At 54.4% G+C, this 17,515-nt stretch carries 17 protein-coding genes; 9 read left to right on the top strand and 8 right to left on the bottom strand.

Going from position 1 to position 17,515, the window contains the following annotated elements:
- Positions 1-106: 106 nt before the first annotated feature.
- Positions 107-1,138 carry a sugar ABC transporter substrate-binding protein gene (locus AAC086_RS06055; protein ID WP_339776541.1) on the bottom strand — a complete coding sequence of 344 codons (1,032 nt, stop codon included), beginning with the start codon at positions 1,136-1,138 and terminating at the stop codon, positions 107-109.
- Positions 1,139-1,369: 231 nt separating this feature from the next.
- On the opposite strand from AAC086_RS06055, the gene AAC086_RS06050 reads away from it, so the two are divergent.
- Positions 1,370-2,617, top strand: a complete 1,248-nt coding sequence (locus tag AAC086_RS06050) for an ROK family transcriptional regulator (protein ID WP_339776539.1) — start codon at positions 1,370-1,372, stop codon at positions 2,615-2,617.
- 15 nt (positions 2,618-2,632) lie between these two features.
- On the opposite strand, the gene gloB is transcribed toward AAC086_RS06050, so the two are convergent.
- On the bottom strand, positions 2,633-3,403 hold the full coding sequence (gene gloB, locus AAC086_RS06045; protein WP_339776537.1) for a hydroxyacylglutathione hydrolase: 771 nt from the start codon (positions 3,401-3,403) through the stop codon (positions 2,633-2,635).
- Positions 3,404-3,529: 126 nt separating this feature from the next.
- On the opposite strand from gloB, the gene AAC086_RS06040 reads away from it, so the two are divergent.
- Together AAC086_RS06040 and AAC086_RS06035 are read left to right on the top strand one after the other, a co-directional pair.
- Entirely contained in the window at positions 3,530-4,378 is an 849-nt protein-coding gene (locus AAC086_RS06040) for a class I SAM-dependent methyltransferase (protein ID WP_339776534.1), read from the top strand.
- Positions 4,379-4,511: 133 nt separating this feature from the next.
- Positions 4,512-5,339, top strand: a complete 828-nt coding sequence (locus tag AAC086_RS06035) for a transporter substrate-binding domain-containing protein (protein ID WP_339776533.1) — start codon at positions 4,512-4,514, stop codon at positions 5,337-5,339.
- Positions 5,340-5,382: 43 nt separating this feature from the next.
- On the opposite strand, the gene AAC086_RS06030 is transcribed toward AAC086_RS06035, so the two are convergent.
- The 4 genes from AAC086_RS06030 to petA all read right to left on the bottom strand — a co-directional run bounded on the left by AAC086_RS06030 (position 5,383) and on the right by petA (position 8,792).
- A complete protein-coding gene (locus AAC086_RS06030) occupies positions 5,383-6,009 on the bottom strand; it encodes a LysE family translocator (RefSeq protein WP_339776532.1) in 627 nt (208 codons plus the stop codon).
- 191 nt (positions 6,010-6,200) lie between these two features.
- Positions 6,201-6,971 carry a cytochrome c1 gene (locus tag AAC086_RS06025; RefSeq protein ID WP_339776531.1) on the bottom strand — a complete coding sequence of 257 codons (771 nt, stop codon included), beginning with the start codon at positions 6,969-6,971 and terminating at the stop codon, positions 6,201-6,203.
- Complete coding sequence (locus tag AAC086_RS06020) at positions 6,964-8,232, bottom strand: cytochrome b N-terminal domain-containing protein (protein WP_339776529.1); 1,269 nt, start codon at positions 8,230-8,232, stop codon at positions 6,964-6,966. The genes AAC086_RS06025 and AAC086_RS06020 overlap by 8 nt, the downstream gene beginning before the upstream one ends.
- A gap of 11 nt (positions 8,233-8,243) precedes the next feature.
- Positions 8,244-8,792 carry a ubiquinol-cytochrome c reductase iron-sulfur subunit gene (petA, locus tag AAC086_RS06015; protein WP_339776526.1) on the bottom strand — a complete coding sequence of 183 codons (549 nt, stop codon included), beginning with the start codon at positions 8,790-8,792 and terminating at the stop codon, positions 8,244-8,246.
- 395 nt (positions 8,793-9,187) lie between these two features.
- Here petA and AAC086_RS06010 point away from each other — a divergent pair, with 395 nt between their 5' ends.
- Entirely contained in the window at positions 9,188-9,661 is a 474-nt protein-coding gene (locus AAC086_RS06010; protein WP_339776523.1) for a tRNA (cytidine(34)-2'-O)-methyltransferase, read from the top strand.
- Positions 9,658-10,521 (top strand): oxygen-dependent coproporphyrinogen oxidase, encoded by an 864-nt coding sequence (gene hemF / locus AAC086_RS06005; protein ID WP_339776522.1) that lies wholly within the window; start codon positions 9,658-9,660, stop codon positions 10,519-10,521. Before AAC086_RS06010 ends, hemF begins: the two co-directional genes overlap by 4 nt.
- Before the next feature lie 85 nt (positions 10,522-10,606).
- Here the strand turns inward: hemF and AAC086_RS06000 are convergent, their stop codons facing one another.
- A complete protein-coding gene (locus tag AAC086_RS06000) occupies positions 10,607-12,115 on the bottom strand; it encodes a CoA transferase (protein WP_339776520.1) in 1,509 nt (502 codons plus the stop codon).
- A 104-nt stretch (positions 12,116-12,219) separates the two neighbouring features.
- Between AAC086_RS06000 and AAC086_RS05995 the strand changes: the two genes are divergently transcribed.
- The gene (locus AAC086_RS05995) at positions 12,220-13,425 is read left to right on the top strand and encodes a citrate synthase family protein (protein WP_339776518.1); all 1,206 of its coding nucleotides are present in this window, start codon (positions 12,220-12,222) and stop codon (positions 13,423-13,425) included.
- 243 nt (positions 13,426-13,668) lie between these two features.
- Here AAC086_RS05995 and AAC086_RS05990 read toward each other — a convergent pair whose 3' ends face one another.
- The gene (locus AAC086_RS05990) at positions 13,669-14,565 is read right to left on the bottom strand and encodes a branched-chain amino acid aminotransferase (RefSeq protein WP_339776515.1); all 897 of its coding nucleotides are present in this window, start codon (positions 14,563-14,565) and stop codon (positions 13,669-13,671) included.
- Positions 14,566-14,678: 113 nt separating this feature from the next.
- Between AAC086_RS05990 and AAC086_RS05985 the strand changes: the two genes are divergently transcribed.
- The 3 genes from AAC086_RS05985 (at position 14,679) to AAC086_RS05975 (ending at position 17,481) form a co-directional block, all read left to right on the top strand.
- A complete protein-coding gene (locus AAC086_RS05985; RefSeq protein WP_339776513.1) occupies positions 14,679-15,197 on the top strand; it encodes a MarR family transcriptional regulator in 519 nt (172 codons plus the stop codon).
- 155 nt (positions 15,198-15,352) lie between these two features.
- Positions 15,353-16,078: a response regulator gene (locus AAC086_RS05980; protein ID WP_339776511.1), complete on the top strand. Its 726-nt coding sequence runs from the start codon at positions 15,353-15,355 to the stop codon at positions 16,076-16,078.
- A gap of 59 nt (positions 16,079-16,137) precedes the next feature.
- On the top strand, positions 16,138-17,481 hold the full coding sequence (locus AAC086_RS05975; RefSeq protein ID WP_339776509.1) for an ATP-binding protein: 1,344 nt from the start codon (positions 16,138-16,140) through the stop codon (positions 17,479-17,481).
- Positions 17,482-17,515: the final 34 nt, after the last annotated feature.

The raw sequence follows: 17,515 nt of genomic DNA, 5'->3' as shown, positions 1-17,515 counted from the left end.
ACCAGCACGCCTTTTTCTGATTTATGGAATTAAGGGGCAGATTTTATGCGTCATCGTGGCCAAAGAGCGCGCAATCGCGCTCTTTGGCACAGATGGTTGGGGAGGATTACCCCCAGCAGCGGTTCATGCCCTCTTCGACACTGATAGAGGGAACGCCGTCGACCGGTTTGTCGGTGACGAGGTTAACGCCGGTATCGTAAAAATTCAGCCCTGCCGAATTTTTGGGTTTTTCGCCAGTTTTTGCCCAATTGGCAATCGCCTCGATTCCTTTATAGGCCATATCAAGCGGATATTGCTGTGATGTCGCCCCAATAACCCCGTCCTTGACGTTCAAAATACCAGGGCAGCCGCCATCAACCGATACGATCAGCACATTCTTTTCCAGACCAAACGATTTAAGGGCCTCATAGGCCCCGGCCGCCGCAGGTTCGTTAATGGTATAAACAACATTGATGCCTGAATCGCGCTGCAACAGGTTTTCCATTGCTTTGCGGCCGCCTTCTTCGTTGCCGCTGGTAATGTCGTGGCCGACAATGCGGCTGTCATCTTCATCGCCGATCTTGTTTGGGTCTTTGATGTCGATGCCAAAGCCTTTCATGAAGCCCTGATCGCGCAGAACATCAACAGACGGTGCCGAGGCCGACAGGTCAAGAAACGCAATTTTGGCATCATCCGCCTTGTCACCGAGTTGGCTTGCGGCCCATTTGCCAATCATTTCGCCTGCTTTGAAATTGTCTGTGGCGAAGGTGGCGTCGGCGGAGTCAATCGGTTCAAGGGGGGTATCAAGGGCGATGACAAGTAACCCGGCATCACGGGCTTTTTTGAGTGCCGGGACGATGGCTTTTGTATCGGACGCGGCAATCAGAATGCCTTTTGCGCCAGCGGCAATGCATGATTCAACAGCCTGTACCTGTGTTTCATTGTCACCATCAATCTTGCCGGCATAGGTTGAAAGATCGACATTGTGTGCGAATGAAGCTGCTGTTGCGCCTTCTTTCATTTTGACAAAAAACGGATTGATATCGGTTTTTGTGATGAGACAGGCCCCCATTTCATCGGCTTTGGCCTGGTGAACCGGCAGGGCGGCAATCGAAAGAGCAAGCGCACCAAGAGTTGCGCCAAGAAGTGTTTTTTTCATCTGTTTCCTCCCAGGGATTTCCCTGATTTCAAAGGCATTTTGCCAGTTATTTACCTAGAAAACGTCCGCGACAGTTGTTCTTTGCAACCTTGATATGGGGACGATCTGGCATATAAACCACACTAAATTTGAAGATCTGTCAATTAATAAATCCGTTTGATTTATTAATTAGAATTAGTCATCTTGTGATGATAACAAAAAACGGCGATGCCGTATGGGAGGACTAGGAATATGCCCGCAAGTCAAACCACAAGCGGAGATTTTCCGGGCGTTTCACCGCTTCATTCCGGATCAAATGGCGGCGGTGGCGCCAACCAGATCCGGGTGCGCGCCTATAACGAACGTTTGCTTTTGTCACTTGTGCGGCGTACGGCGGGCCTGTCAAAGGCCGACATCGCCCGGTTGTCGGGGTTATCGGCGCAAACTGCATCTGTCATTATTCGTGCGCTGGAACGCGACGGACTTTTGATGCGCGGCGAACCAGTGCGGGGCAAGGTTGGCAAGCCGTCAATCCCGATGGCCCTTAATCCGGACGGCGCATATTCGCTCGGCCTGAAAATTGGTCGGCGCAGCGCGGATCTGGTGTTGATGGATTTTGTTGGCACGGTGCGCGAACGCCGTATTGAAACCTACAAATATCCGACGCCCGAAAACATTCGTCAGTTCGTATGCACCGCGATTGACAGTTTGATTGCCAATCTGACCCCGGCCCAGCGCACCCGCATTGCCGGGCTGGGTATTGCCGCGCCGTTTGAATTGTGGAACTGGGTCGATGAAATGGGGGCGCCAGAACAGGATATGAACGCCTGGCGTGATATTGATCTGGTCGAGGATATTGGTGAAATTGTTTCTTTTCCGGTGTTTTTACAAAACGATGCCACGGCGGCCTGTGGTGCTGAACTGGTGTTTGGCCAGGGTGCCAATTACACCGATTTTGCCTATTTCTTTATTGGGTCCTTCATTGGCGGTGGTGTGGTTTTAAACCAGGCTGTTTATGCCGGGCGGACCGGCAATGCCGGGGCGTTCGGGTCGATGCCGGTGGTGGACCGGGCAGGGAAACCGTCGCAGTTGATCGATCAGGCGTCTTTGTTTGTTTTGGAAGAAATGCTGAAACATGAGGGTATCGATCCCGATCGACTATGGCGCGACCCGGAAAGCTGGGGCGATATAGGGCGGCCGCTGGATTGCTGGATTGCGCAGGCGGCGCGCAGCCTGGCTTTGGCAATCACGTCGGTTTGTTCTGTGATTGATTTTGAAACCGTGATTGTCGATGGCGGCTTCCCGCCCTTTGTGCGTGACTGCGTGGTGGGGGCCATTCGCGATGCCATTACCGAACTGGACCTGCAAGGCATTGCCATGCCCCGGGTTGAACCCGGGGTGGTTGGCAATGGCGCGCGTGCCATCGGCGCGGCCAGCTTGCCGCTGTTTTCACGCTACCTGCTTGATCAGAATGTGTTGTTCATGCAGGTTGAAGGGTGATCTCTGCACGTGTCGTCAGAAGTTATCCTTGCGGTGGCGAATTTCGGTAAAGACGATTTCGGCGGGGGCCCCTGACATGCCCATCGCCGCGCCGACGCGCGGCACATCGGCGCGTAAAAACGGGTTGGTCTCTATTTCCTCGCCCAGGGTGGAGGGGATGGTGGGGCGGTTGGCCTTGCGCAGGGTTTCAATTGCGCGCGCGCGAGACTGAAGGGCTGTGTTGTCTGGCTCAATCGTCAGGGCAAAGCGGGCATTGGCAAGGGTGTATTCATGGCCGCAATAAAGCCGGGTTTCGACCGGCAAGGTGCGGAACTTGATCAGCGAATGCCACATTTGTTCTGCGGTGCCTTCAAACAGGCGTCCACAGCCAAGAGCAAACAGGCTGTCGCCCGAAAACAGGGCTGAAACGGCGGGGAAATAAAAGGCAATATGCCCGGCGGTATGGCCCGGGACATCGTAAACGCTGGCGATAAGTGCGCCAACTTTTACTGTGTCGCCCTCGGCCACGGTTTCATCCAGCCCGTCGATTTTATCGGCTTCGGCCGCAGGGCCGATCAGCTTCGCGCCGAACTTTTCCTTAAGTTCGGCATTGCCACCGACATGATCATTATGATGGTGGGTGTTTAAAATAACATCCACCTGCCAGCCGCGTTTGGCCAGTTCTTCAATCACCGGGGCGGCATCGCCGGGGTCGACCACGGCGGTCACGCCACTTTGGGTACAATGAAGCAGATAGATGTAATTGTCTGACCGGTTCGGGATCAGGATGATGTCACCTGCCGACATTTTTGGCCTCATTTGTTTGAAAATATATTAATCAGTCTACACCCTGAGCCTAACAGGGTGACGACGGGGAAACAATTGCGCTGCAATTTGTTTCGCGCACCGCCCGGACAATGATAGGGTTTGCACATGCGTCAGGATGTTGTCGATTTACACCGGTTTTATGCCACCAGCCTGGGTCAGGCCGCCCGGCGGCTTATTCGCCGTCGCTTGCGCCTGATGTGGTCAGACGTGCGCGGGATGCGCGTGCTTGGCTTTGGCTATGCCACACCCTATTTGCGGCCTTTTCTGGGGGAAGCCGAACGGGTTATGGCCTTTATGCCTGCCCCGCAGGGATGCGTTCATTGGCCCGCAGGCGAAGCCAACCGGGTTGCCCTGATCGAAGAAACCATGCTGCCGCTGCCAGACAGTTCGGTAGATCGGATTTTGCTGGTGCATCTGGTGGAACATTCCGACTCGCAGCGTCGTTTGATGCGTGAATGCTGGCGGGTGTTAACACCAAACGGTCGTATTGTGGTGCTAACCCCCAACCGCAGTTCGTTATGGAGCTGGTCGGAAAATACCCCGTTTGGCTTTGGTCATCCTTACACGGTAAGTCAGTTGCAAAACCTGATGCGGGAAAACATGTTTTTGCCGGTGCAACATAGCCGCGCCCTGTTTTTACCGCCGACCAATAACCGCTTTTTGCTGCGTTCGGCACAGGGCATTGAAAATGTCGGTTCTCGTCTGTTTAAGGCCTTTGCCGGGGTGAGTATTGTTGAAGCAGGCAAGCAGCTTTATGCCAGCACCGGAACCCCGCAGCATAAAAGACGGCTGGTGCATATTCCAGTCGCCGTTCCGCCGATGCGACCGGTTGACGGTAATCAGATTGGGAACAATAACGATACACACGAAGATCCGAAAGATCGGCAGGAAAGCACGACTTTATCGGCTGACAGCGTTGCGCAGGCAAGCCGAACCGGGGCCGATGTTTCTTAAAGGAAATATGCTTTATCCCTATGGTTGTGCATGTCTTGGTTTCATCTATCGCAATGGTCATTGCGCGGAGATGCTGTTATTTCAGGTCCTGTTTCCCCCACTTTCAGTGTTGCTCATTTTTCCGGTTATTGTCATGTCGATGCGCTTTGCGCTTGTTTCTTTCCTGCTTGCCGTCATCCTTTTTGCCCAAATTGGGCCGGTATCTGCCCAGACTCAGAACGCGAATGGCGGGCCGCGCCAGCATATTGTTTTATATGGCGAGGACAATAGCCCGCCTTATGCGTATTTTAACGGGGCGGTTATGGCAGGGGCCTATACCGATATTCTGAAACATGCCGCGGCGCGCTTGCCGCAATATGATATCGAATTTTCCGGTGTGCCGTTTAAACGCGGAATTGAACTGTTGCAGCGTGGCGAGATCATGGCCTTTTATCCGCCCTATCTTGATCCCGAACGGAACTGGGTTAGCCGGTATTCGGTGCCGCTCATCGAACAGACCGTTATGGTGATGTGCACGCAAAAATTTGCCCGCGATCGTGTTTTGGTGAACTACCCGGTTGATTATATAGGGGCGCGATTTGGCAATACAGCGGGGTACCGGCTGGTCGGCGAAAAACTGTTCGAGATGGCGCGCCAGCATGAAGTGACGCTCGAGGAAGCCCACAGCACCGAGATCAATTTACGCCGGCTGCTGGCCGGTCGCATTGATTGTTATGTCAATGATCGGCTGGCGGTGGAAACGGCACTGGCCGAGCTTGGCGTTGATCGCGCCGCAAGTGCACGTAAAATAATGGAAACTGCTGTTTTAGGCAGTCATCAGGGGGCGATTGCCTATGCCCCGGACGATCCAGGAAAATGGCCTTATCGCGATGAGTTTGCCACGGCATTGGACGCGGTATTAAGGCAAATGTATGAAGACGGCGAAATTGAGCAGATATTGCACCGTTACATGATGTTTTGACCGGTTACCTGGATCTGGGTCGGTATGCCAAAGGTGGTTGGCGCTAGCGATGGCTGGCGGCCAATGCCAGGCCAAAGCTGATAAAAATGCCGCCTGCCACCCGGTCAAACCATCTGCGGGCTGATCCGAGAAGGACGTTTTTGCTGCGTGCCGCCAGGAATGAGTAGCCCATGATAGAGGCAAAAGACAGTAGAACAAAGGTCGAGTCGAGCACGGCAAACTGGGTCATCAACGGGGCTTCGGGATCAAGGAACATCGGGAACAGTGCGGTAAAAAACGCAATTGATTTAGGATTGCTGGCCGAAATGAGAAAACCCCGCAGATAACAACGTCCATAACCGGGATGCGGCATGGATTGTTCAGACATCACATCCACCGGGGGTTTGCCACTGGCCCGCCACATCTTGATGCCCAGCCAGATCAAATAGGCCGCCCCGGCAAAGCGGATAAGATCAAACAGGATCGCCGATGCCATGATCATGGCCCCCAACCCCATTGCCGATAAAGCCCCCATCAGCCCGGTTGCGCTTACACAGCCCAGGGCGCCAATAAAGGATGTCGTTGTGTTATGGCGAATGCTGTTGGTGATGCCCAGCATCACAGCCGGGCCAGGTGTAAGAACAGCGATCAGAACGGCAACAAGATACAGGCCATATTGGTCCAGCGACATAAACGGTATCCTTCGGCACGTGGTGTATCTGACCGGGGCAAAGAGCGGCGATGCCGTGGTCGATACGGCGTTTGCGGCACTCTTGTGCGGGTATTTGATATTTTCTACCACGCAACCGATGAATTTGCCGCATATAAAAAGGCCGCCGAAAGCATTCGGCGGCCTTTGGTAACGGGTTGGTACCAAACAGATTAATGTTCGATTTTGGCCCAGATTTTACGTTTTACAGCATAGAGCATCGCAGTTAACACGATCAGGAACAACAGCACTTTCATGCCCATTGCCTTGCGGGTTTCAAGTTCCGGTTCGGCAATCCAGTTCAGAAACGCCGTAACGTCCTGAGATTCCTGTTCAATGGTCGCTTTCGTGCCATCAGTATATTCAACATCGTCACCATAAAGGGGCGGCGGCATCGAAATCTGATGGCCGGGGAAGTAATGGTTGTAATACTTGCCTTCGGCCATTTCGACACCGGCTGGTGCCTCTTCTTCATAACCGGTCAGCAGGGCATGGACATAATCCGGGCCATGCGGACGGGCCTTGGCCATCAGCGACAGATCAGGCGGTGTTGCCCCGCCATTGGCTGCCGCCGCAGCCTTGTCATTGGGGAACGGTGACGGAAAACGATCGGCCGGTTTGCCCGAACGGGTGAACATTTCACCCTCTTCATTGGGGCCGTCCTGTACGTCATATTCCGCAGCAATCGCCTTGATCTGGTCGTCGTTAAAACCAATACCTTCAAGATTGCGAAATGCCAGATAATGCATGCTGTGGCAGCTTGCACAGACATTTTTGAATACCTGAAAACCACGTTGCACTTGTGCGCGGTCATAGGTGCCAAAAAGGCCCTCCCAGCTCCAGTTCATATCAGGCGGAACCGTGCCTTCTGCAGCTTTCGATGCGTTGGCAAAAGCGGTCAGCGCGAATGCTGCAGCAATTGTGGTGAGAGCAAATTTACGCATTTGCACCTCCCTTGAGGACAGATTCGCTGATACTTGCCGGAAGCGGTTTAGGACGTTCAAGCTTGCCAACCACGGGCATCACAACCAGGAAATGCAGGAAGTAATACAATGTCGCCAATTGGCCAACAACAATAACCGGAAGCCCGGCCAGCCCCATGAATGGATCGGACGGCGCCTTGGCACCGCAATAGCCCAGAACGAAGCAGTCAATTATCAGGATGACAAAAAACCATTTGTAAACCGGGCGGAAACGCGAGCTGCGAACCTTTGATGTATCCAGCCAGGGAATGACAAACAGAACAATGATCGCGGCAAACATTGCCAGCACACCCAGCAGCTTTGCCGGCATGCCAAGGAAACTGAAATCGATCGAACGCAGGATCGCATAGAATGGCAGGAAGTACCATTCCGGCACGATATGTGCGGGCGTCGATAACGGGTTTGCCATGATGTAGTTGTCCGGCTCGCCAAAGAAGTTTGGCGCGAAGAACACGAAATACAGATAGATGATCAAAAACACGCCCATCCCGAACAGATCCTTGATCGTGTAATAGGGATGGAAAGGAATGCTGTCCTGCGGGGTTTTGATTTCAACACCGGTCGGGTTGTTGGACCGCACCGCATGCAGTGCCCAGACATGCAGAACCACAAGGCCCAGAATGACAAACGGCAGCAGGTAATGCAGCGAGAAGAAGCGGTTCAGCGTCGGATTGCCAACCGAGAAGCCACCCCAAAGCCAGGTTACCAGCGGGTCACCAACAATCGGGAAGGCTGAAAACAGGTTGGTAATAACCGTTGCACCCCAGAACGACATCTGGCCCCACGGCAGCACATAGCCCATAAAGGCTGTTGCCATCATGGCCAGCAAGATCAGGATGCCAATCCACCACAGAACTTCACGCGGGGCTTTGTATGACCCGTAATAAAGACCACGGAAAATATGGATATAGACGGCGATGAAGAACATTGATGCGCCATTGACGTGCAGATAGCGGATCAGCCAGCCGTAATTCACGTCACGCATGATGCGCTCAACGGAATCAAATGCCATATCGGCATGTGGCGTATAGTTCATCGCCAGAAAGATCCCCGAAAGGATCATGGTCACCAGAACAAACCCGGCCAGAGAACCGAAGTTCCACATATAGGACAGGTTTTTCGGTGTCGGATATTCATAAGCGGCATGATGCACCATCGATATGATCGGAAGACGATCATCGACCCATTTTACCACTTTGTTATTCCATACAGGCGCGCTCATCTTACACTCCCTTAGCCGATCTTGACCGACGTGTCGGTGAGGAAGGTATAGGTCGGCACAACCAGATTCAGTGGTGCCGGACCCTTGCGGATACGACCTGAACTGTCATAGTGCGACCCGTGACACGGGCAATACCAGCCGTCGAAGTCCCCGCGTGGTTCCCCGGTTGCGGTCCCCATCGGGATGCAGCCCAAATGGGTGCAAACGCCGACGACAATCAGCCATTCTTTTTTCTTCACACGGGCATCGTCGGTCTCGGGATCGACCAACTGGTTCAATGCCACGTCTTCAGCTTCTTTGATTTCCCGCTCGGTACGGTGACGGATGAACACGGGTTTACCGCGCCACATGACCTTGATGGCCTGACCGACAGGTATATTGGACAGGTTAACTTCGACCGAGGCCAGCGCCAGAACGTCCTTGGACGGGTTCATGCTGTCCACGAACGGCCACAGCGCCATGCCGGTGCCAACGACACCGACAGCTGTGGTCGCAAGGGTCAGGAAATCCCTGCGGTTCTCGTCCGGGGTATCCCCGGATGATTGCACCGTTTGCGACATGATGTATTCCTCTTTCTGCCCCCAAAACAGGCATGCGGAATGCCTGAAATTACCGTGGGGATCATTGACTTATTTCAAATTGGAAAAAAGTTTTTGTCCCCATGGCCTTCAGGCCTGAATCGAATTTCGTATACTAACAATAATGGCCTTTGTTAAGGATAACTTGGCGGGAAAGGTACGTATTAATAAACGCTGTGGTTCTGGAAACACTCTAAAAACCCTACTGTGAACAAGGCTTTTCCTAGCGCTGGTACCGGTTTCAGATACCCGCTATAACAAGCTACTTACGTTAAAGACCACTCCCGAAAGCGGGAAACTCCTGTCGTGCTATGAAACTTTTGGTAACATTTTTTCGGTCGAATTCACACAAAATTGCGCGAGTCTGTTGATCAATCATGAGAATTTGCCTGTTTGAGCCTGATATTCCCCAAAATACCGGCACCATTCTTCGGATGACAGCCTGTCTGGGGGTCGGCGTTGACATTATCGAACCCTGCGGATTTCTGCTGACATCGGCCAGCCTGAAACGGGCGGGGATGGATTACCTTGATGCTGCTGATTATCAGCGACATGCCGATTGGCGTGCCTTTGATGATGCCCGTAAAACCGGGGCATTGCCGGGACGTCTGGTTTTGATGACAACAAAGGGCGCTGTTCCTTATTGTGATTTTGATTTTCGCGCCGACGATATTTTGATGCTGGGCGCGGAAAGCCGGGGTGTGCCCGATCAGGTGCATGATACGGCCGATGCCAGGGTTGTTATTCCGTTACGCCCGGGGATGCGATCCTTGAATGTCGCCATGGCGGCAGCTATGACCTTGGGCGAAGCCATGCGCCAAACCAACAGTTTTCCGGGAACCCCTGAATGACCGACGATACCGCACGCCAGACCGAAATTCGTAAAACTCGGGCCGCCGACTGGTTTACATCCCTGCGCAATCAGATTTGCGCCCGGTTTGAACAGCTTGAAGACAATTATACCGGCCCGTTGTCTGACCGGCCGGCCGGGCGATTCGAGCGGACCCGCTGGGACCGGGGCGAGCACGAAGGTGGCGGTGAAATGTCGGTGATGCGCGGGCGGGTATTTGAAAAGGTTGGCGTTAATATTTCGACGGTGCATGGTGAATTTTCGGAAAAATTCCGCAAGGAAATTCCGGGGGCGGATGTAAATCCCAACTTTTGGGCCGCCGGGATTTCGCTGGTGGCGCATCCCTGTTCGCCGCTGGTACCTGCTGTTCATATGAATACCCGCCATATTGTGACGTCAAAGGCGTGGTTTGGCGGTGGGGCGGACCTGACACCGGTTTTTCCCGACGATGCCGATACCGGTGATTTCCATGGGGCGTTCAAGGCTGCCTGTGATGCGCATGGAGACGATTATTACGACCGTTTCAAAAAATGGTGCGACGAATATTTCTGGCTGCCGCACCGCAACGAATCGCGCGGGGTTGGCGGCATTTTTTACGATTATCTGGAAGAGGACTGGGAGGCTGATTTCGCCTTTACCCAGGATGTGGGAAAGGCTTTTCTGGATGTTTATCCTCGCCTTGTCGAACGGCACTATAACTGCGACTGGACGATGGATCAGCGCGAGGCCCAATTGATCAAGCGCGGGCGCTATGTTGAATTTAATCTGCTCCATGATCGCGGAACGCGCTTTGGCCTGATGACCGGGGGCAATACTGAGGCCATCCTGATGTCGCTGCCGCCGATGGCAAACTGGCCCTAGGCTGTGGGCATTTTGATCGGTTTAAAATGATGACAAAAGGCCTGTGTGATGCAGGTCTTTTGTACGTGTGATGTGGGGCGGTATTTTACCATTTTGGCGGGCTTGTGCCCAAATGCCCCGCCGGGATGGACCAGCGCATGGGGATGCCAACAATTTCAAGCGGCGGGCGTAATCGCTGCACATCTCCGCTGCCTGATGGTTCGATGGCTGGCATATAGTCGCATTCTGCAAGGTCGGCGAATGACGGGGGCGATGAACCGTCCGTGGAAGCAGGGCGATATTGGCATAACAATGCCGCCACCCGTGCCAGTGAAGTACGATAGCATTTGCCGTGTCCGGTTTGATGGCGTTCGACCAGGCCACGAATGGCGCTGGTGGCAAGAATATAACCAGCGGCATGATCCAGTGCCTGTACCGGCAAGGGTTTGGGTTTTTCGGATTGGTAACTTTTCATCTCGTGATCGGCGATGCCGCTGCTCATTTGAACCAGACTGTCAAAACCACGTCGAAACTGCCACGGGCCGGACCAGCCATAGGCATTGAGAGCCACATCAATTAAACCGGGGTTAAGGGCGCGGCGGGCCTCGGCCCCCAGGCCCAGGCGTTCAAGGGCATCGGCGCGATAGCCATGCACCAGAATGTCGGCTTCTGCCAGAAGTGCACGAAACGTGTCACGGTCATGATCCCTGCGCAAATCAAGCCGGGCACAGCGTTTGCCCAGGGTAATGTCGGGTAAAATCGAGGGTTCATCCCAGCCGTGCGGATCAATGCGCAACACATCGGCACCAAAACCTGCGAGAAACCGGGTGCCGACCGGTCCGGCCAGAATGCGCGTTAAATCAAGCACCCGCACCCCGGCAAGCGGACGTTCAATCGAACCGGTAAGGTGGAAATGCGATTTTGCGTGGCTTTCCGGGGCGGGCACGGGGCTGGTGCCAACGTGAACCAGCGGTTCGGTGGCAACAGCCTGGCCCTGGGGATGCTGTTGCCATGCCGTGATGGAACGCATGGCCGCGGCACAGCCCTTCTTTTCGACAATGGCAGTTTCCAGGGCATTGATCGGCCAGTTTGCCACCGTTTCGGCAACGGTTTGCCGGGTGGCATCGTCCGGTGCGATGCCCAGCACAGCAAGGGCGGCGCGGCGATGATGCGGGGCATTGGTATGCAGGCGGACCCAGCCATCCTGCCCCTGATAGTCCCCGGCAATGGCATCCCACTTGGGCGCGGGTGCCCAGCCGACAGGCCGATAGCTTGATGCAAACCAGGCCGAGGCCAACCACCGGTCAACATTTATGGGCGGGATAGGGGCGGCATTCGGGCCCTGATTGCGAATCAGGCCCGCAAGTTCGACAATCGCCAAACCGGCACAGGCAACCGAGGACGCGGCCAGATCTGTCACAGCAAAGACCGATGGCAGGGCACCGGTACCGGTTTGCGAAATGGCTGGAATAAAGCCCGGATCACCGCCAACCGCCGTCCATATTTCGCGAACAAAACCGTCGAAGGGCGACAGATTATTCGATGCGCCCCCGGATGCGGATGAGGGGTCGGATTGGGATAGGCTGGTGGGAGACGGGGTGTTGGCGCGTGTCATGGTGGCTTCCTTGGCGGTCGGTGTTGCCTGATGAACAGGTCTATACAGCACGCCAGTTGCAATATATCGTCAATATTGATTATATAAATCAACATATATTGGTCATGACAAAACAACATTTCGACAAGTCCCGTTTTATCAGCGCCGAACAGGCCGCCGAACAGTTGGGGGTGTCGCGGGCGACGCTCTATGCCTATGTCAGCCGCGGGCTTTTGCGTGCGCATCCGGCAGAGGGGGACAGCCGACGTCATTGTTATGCCCGTGACGATGTGGCCGAACTGGCGGGGAAACGGCGACGGGGTCGTAAACCGGTTGATATTGCCAAATCAACACTGGATTGGGGGATGCCGGTGCTCGAATCGGGGATCACGCTGATCTGTGACGGGCAGCTCTATTATCGTGGCAAAAGGGCTGTTGAGCTTTCGGAACGGGCCAGTCTGGAGGAGGTCGCAAGCCTGCTTTGGGATTTGCCGGACTTTGGCCGTTTCGATATTTCAGGGCCGGTTCTGCCTGACGGCTGGTCGCAATTAAAAAACCATTATGCAAAGGTCCCGGTGATCGAGGCGCTGCTGCCCCTGTTTGCGATTGTCTCGGAAGATGGTGAAACCGGGATTTGGCAGCAGGATGAAACGCGCCTTGCCGCCGGTGCGGCCCGGTTACTGGCGGCCTTGTTTGCCTGTGTTACCGGGCAGGATGCGGATCATCATCCGTTGCATATGCAATTGGCACGGGCGTGGGGGCTTGATGCGGTCGGGGCCGATCTGGTGCGCCGCGCACTTGTGCTGTGTGCGGATCATGAACTGAATGCGTCGAGCTTTACCGCCAGATGTGTCGCCTCGACCGAGGCCAGCCTGCGCATGGCGATTATTGGCGGTCTGGCGGCCTTAAGCGGAGGGTTGCATGGCGGCATGACCGAACGGATTGAAACGGCCTGGCAGGCCGTTGATTGGCGTGACATGACGCAATATATGCGTCGCCAACTGGCAGCCGGGGCGGAATTTCCCGGTTTTGGGCATCCGCTTTATCCGGCGGGGGATGTGCGGGCCAAGGCCCTGCTGACATTGATTCTGCCTGAATTTCATGTGGCCGATGACATTGCCGAAACCATGACATTACTGACCGGCAAAGCCCCCGGGATCGATTTTGCCCTGGTGGCGATGCGGCGCTATCTCGGCTTGCCGGAAGGGGCGGCATTTTGTGTTTTTGCGCTGGGCCGGGCGGTGGGCTGGATCGCCCATGCCCTTGAACAGCGACGCCAGGGTCAGTTAATCCGCCCGCGTGCGGTGTATGTTGGCCGTGACCCCGGGTAGCGGAGGATATGTTTGAACTTTGTGTTGGTTTGACGCGTGGTAAGATGCTGTTTGCGGCTTTAAAACACGTTTCCTTTAATATGCTTTAGATCAATTCCATCGTGGTCCGGCTTTGCTGTCCGGGGGATTGATATTTGCAAGATAATAGCGGGAAAGATGATAACGACCAATAAACAAAAGTCCGGCACAAGTGAAGTGCGCCGGACCTGGTTGCGTGGAATTTGGCTGGCAATAAGGGCTGATTTATTCGGCGGCGACGGCTTCTTTTTCGCCGGTCACCAATGCCATATAGTCTTCCATCAGGGTTTTGGAAATCTGGCCAGGTGTGAACTTATACGGACCGATTTCGGAAACGGGAGTGACTTCGGCAGCGGTACCGGTCAGGAAGCATTCTTCAAATTCGGCCATTTCTTCTGGCAGAATGGTACGTTCGATGACTTCAATACCGCGGGCCTTGGCAAGAGCGACAACAGTACGGCGGGTAATACCGTTCAGGAAACAATCCGGGGTTGGTGTGTGCAGTTTGCCGTCTTTGACAAAGAACACATTGGCCCCGGTGGCTTCGGCAACATGGCCGCGATAATCAAGCAGCATGGCATCGGCATAGCCCTTGCGCTCGGCTTCATGTTTGGACAGGGTGCAAATCATGTAAAGGCCGGCAGCCTTGGCATGGATCGGTGCGGTGTTCGGTGCCGGGCGGGCCCATTTCGACAGGTCCAGACGAATGCCTTTCAGGCGTTCTTCGGGTTTGAAATAGCTGGGCCACTGCCATGTGGCGATGGCGACATTGATTTTGGTGGTCTGGGCGGCAACACCCATCATTTCGCTTCCGCGCCAGGCGATGCGGCGCACATAGCCATCAACAATGTTGTTGGCTTTCAGCGTTTCCATCACCGCGTCGTCAAGCTCGGTCGAGCTATAGGGAATGGTCATGTCGAGGATTTTGCCCGAATTGATCAGGCGTTCGCCGTGCTCGGCCAGTTTGAAAACTTTACCGTTATAAGCACGTTCCCCTTCAAACACAGCACTGGCATAATGCAATGCATGGCTCAGCACATGTGTTGTGCTTTCGCGCCAGGGTTTGAGTGCGCCATTAAACCATATAAAACCGTCGCGGTCATCAAAGGTAGGAGTCGTCATTTGCCAAATTCCATTTAAAAGGGTCGCAAGAACGTAACTTTATGTCCCTAAACATGTAGCCGAAGTAACATTCATAGATTAATATGTCAATATAACTGACATAACGGAACAGCATGGCAGATATCTCGACACGCAAGGTCAATCCGCTTTTCCTGCGCGAGGAAGAGCTTCGTCAGGGCATGGAACTGTTGTTTTATGCCTATCGTGATTTCACGGCCGAAGCCGACTTGTTATTGGAGCAATATAATTTCGGCAGGGCGCATCATCGGGTCATTCATTTCGTCAGCCGTAATCCTGGCATCAATGTCAGCGATCTTTTGGCGATCCTGCAAATCACCAAACAGTCGCTATCACGCGTGCTGGGCCAGTTGGTGCGCGAAGGTTTTATCGAGCAGAAAACCGGGATTCAGGACCGTCGCCAGCGTCTTTTGACGGTGACGGAAAAAGGCGAGGAACTTGAGCGTAAATTGTCGGAAAACCAGCGTACCCTGATTGCCAATGCCTATCGCGAAGCCGGGGCAGAAGCTGTTGAAGGGTTTCGCAAGGTGATGCTGGGGATGCTGGGCGCGGGTGATCGTGCCCGGTTTGAAGACGAGCTGTTGCCCAACGGGTTGCGGCGGCGCCAGGGTTAAACAGGTGCGACAGTAACCCGGAATGACGGTATGTGTTAAGCCATGCCATGCCCCTTTGCGTGGCCGGGGTGCCAGATTATATTGTGGCCGGTGCGGCAGTAATCGGCACAGCATTTTGATGCGATGACTGAATGAGTATATATAAGGTGGATTGAATGGTCGAAATCGGGTCGCCGCATATTCTGGTGGTGGATGACGATGACAGATTGCGCGATTTGCTAAAGCGCTATCTGGGCGAAAACGGGTTTATGGTTACCGTTGCCCGTGATGCTGCCGAGGCCCGCGCCCGCCTTGAGGGGCTGGAATTTGATTTGCTGGTGATCGATGTGTTGATGCCGGGCGAACGCGGCGTTGACCTTGCAAGATCATTGCGTGAGGGCGGCATGACCGTGCCGATCATGATGTTGACGGCACTGTCGGAAACCGAGGACCGCATTTCCGGGCTGGAAGCCGGGGCCGATGATTATCTCGCCAAACCGTTCGAACCGCGCGAGCTTGTTTTGCGCATCGAGGCAATCTTGCGACGATACAGTGTTCGGCCTGAAACAGAAGACTCCCGGGAAAAAGAAATCCCGGAGGTTGCCTTTGGCGATTTCCGGTTTGACATGGAGCGCATGGTTTTACAGCGTAACGGCGAACATATTTATCTGACCACGGCCGAGCAGGACCTGCTGATTGCCCTGGCGCGCCGTACCGGGCAGACAACCTCGCGCGAACAGCTTTTTGATTTGATCGGGGGCACTGGCAGCGGCGATCCTGCGGCATCTCGCAGCATTGATGTGCAGGTCACACGGTTGCGTCGCAAACTCGAAGATGATCCCAAACAGCCAAGATACTTGCAGACAGTACGCGGTCGGGGATATGTCCTTTATACAGATTGAACTGCTGCAATGCAGTGGACGCGATTAATGGTCGATCAAATCGATAAAGGGTGATGGTTTTGGGCAACGTTTATTCCGGATGGATCAAATCTTTGCTGCCAAAGGGCCTGCTTGGACGTTCCTTGCTGATCCTGATGACGCCAATGGTTTTGTTGCAGATCGTCACGGTTCTGATTTTTTTCGAGCGGCACTGGGATACCATTGCCCGCCAGCTGAGCCGGGGCCTAGCTGGCGATGTGGCTTATGTGGTGGATTATATCGGTCAATATCCCGATCCCGAACATTTTAATCAGATGGTTGATAATGTGCGTCGGCGGATGCAGCTTGATGTTGTTTTTGAACCAGATGCCATTCTGGAAAAACAAATCACCGCGCCACCATATGGGCTGGTGTCCGAGGAATTGTATGTCGCCCTTAAGGAACGCCTCGACCGGCCATTTTATTTTGATATGGAAATTGATGACCGCTTGCTGGAAATTCGCGTGCAGTTGCGCGACGGGGTGTTGTCAATTGTTGCCCCGCGCAAGCGTCTTTACACATCGACCACCTATATCTTCTTTATGTGGATCGCGGGCACGACCCTTATTCTTTACGGTGTTGCTGTGCTGTTCATGCGCAACCAGGTGCGCCCGATCCGCCGTCTTGCCAAGGCGTCAGATCAGTTCGGGCGCGGGGTGAGTGTGGATGATTTCAAACCCGAAGGTGCATCCGAGGTGCGCCTTGCGGCGGCGTCCTTTATTGCTATGCGCGATCGTATCCAGCGCCATCTGTCGCAACGCACCGCCCTGCTTGCCGGGGTGTCGCATGATTTGCGCACACCGTTGACGCGCATGAAGCTGGAATTGGCCATGCAGGGCATGTCGCCTGGCGTAGAAGCGTTAAAGCAGGATGTGCTTGATATGGAACGGATGGTGGATGCCTATCTGGCATTTGCCCGCGGGGAAGAAGGCGAGCAGGCCGTTGAAACCGACATTGGCAAATTGCTAACCGATCTGGTGGGCGAGGCATTGCGTGATGGACAGCAGATTGATCTGCATATTGAAGACAACCAGATGATGGAACTGCGCCGTCAATCGGTTCGCCGTTGTGTCGCCAATATTATTGGCAATGCCGGGCGTTATGCTGCCAATCTGTCGATCCGGGCGGGGCGGCGCGGTAACGATTTCGAAGTCATTTTTGATGACGATGGCCCGGGTATCCCCGTAGAAAAGCGTGAAGACGTTTTCAAGCCGTTTTTCCGGTTGGAGGAATCGCGCAATCAGGCCACCGGCGGCGTTGGGCTGGGCATGACCATTGCGCGCGATTCCGCCCGTGGTCATGGCGGCGAAGTGCTGCTGGAAGATGCGCCGAGTGGCGGTCTGCGGGTAAGACTGGTTTTGCCGATCGGCCATCCTTCGACTTAACGCTCAGGGCTGTTTTGCATGAAGCTGCAAGGTT

The organism is uncultured Thalassospira sp. (genome assembly GCF_963976115.1).
Lineage (GTDB): Bacteria > Pseudomonadota > Alphaproteobacteria > Rhodospirillales > Thalassospiraceae > Thalassospira.
Note: the sequence above shows the minus strand (reverse complement) of the source record. Positions and strands in the feature narration are given on the sequence as shown.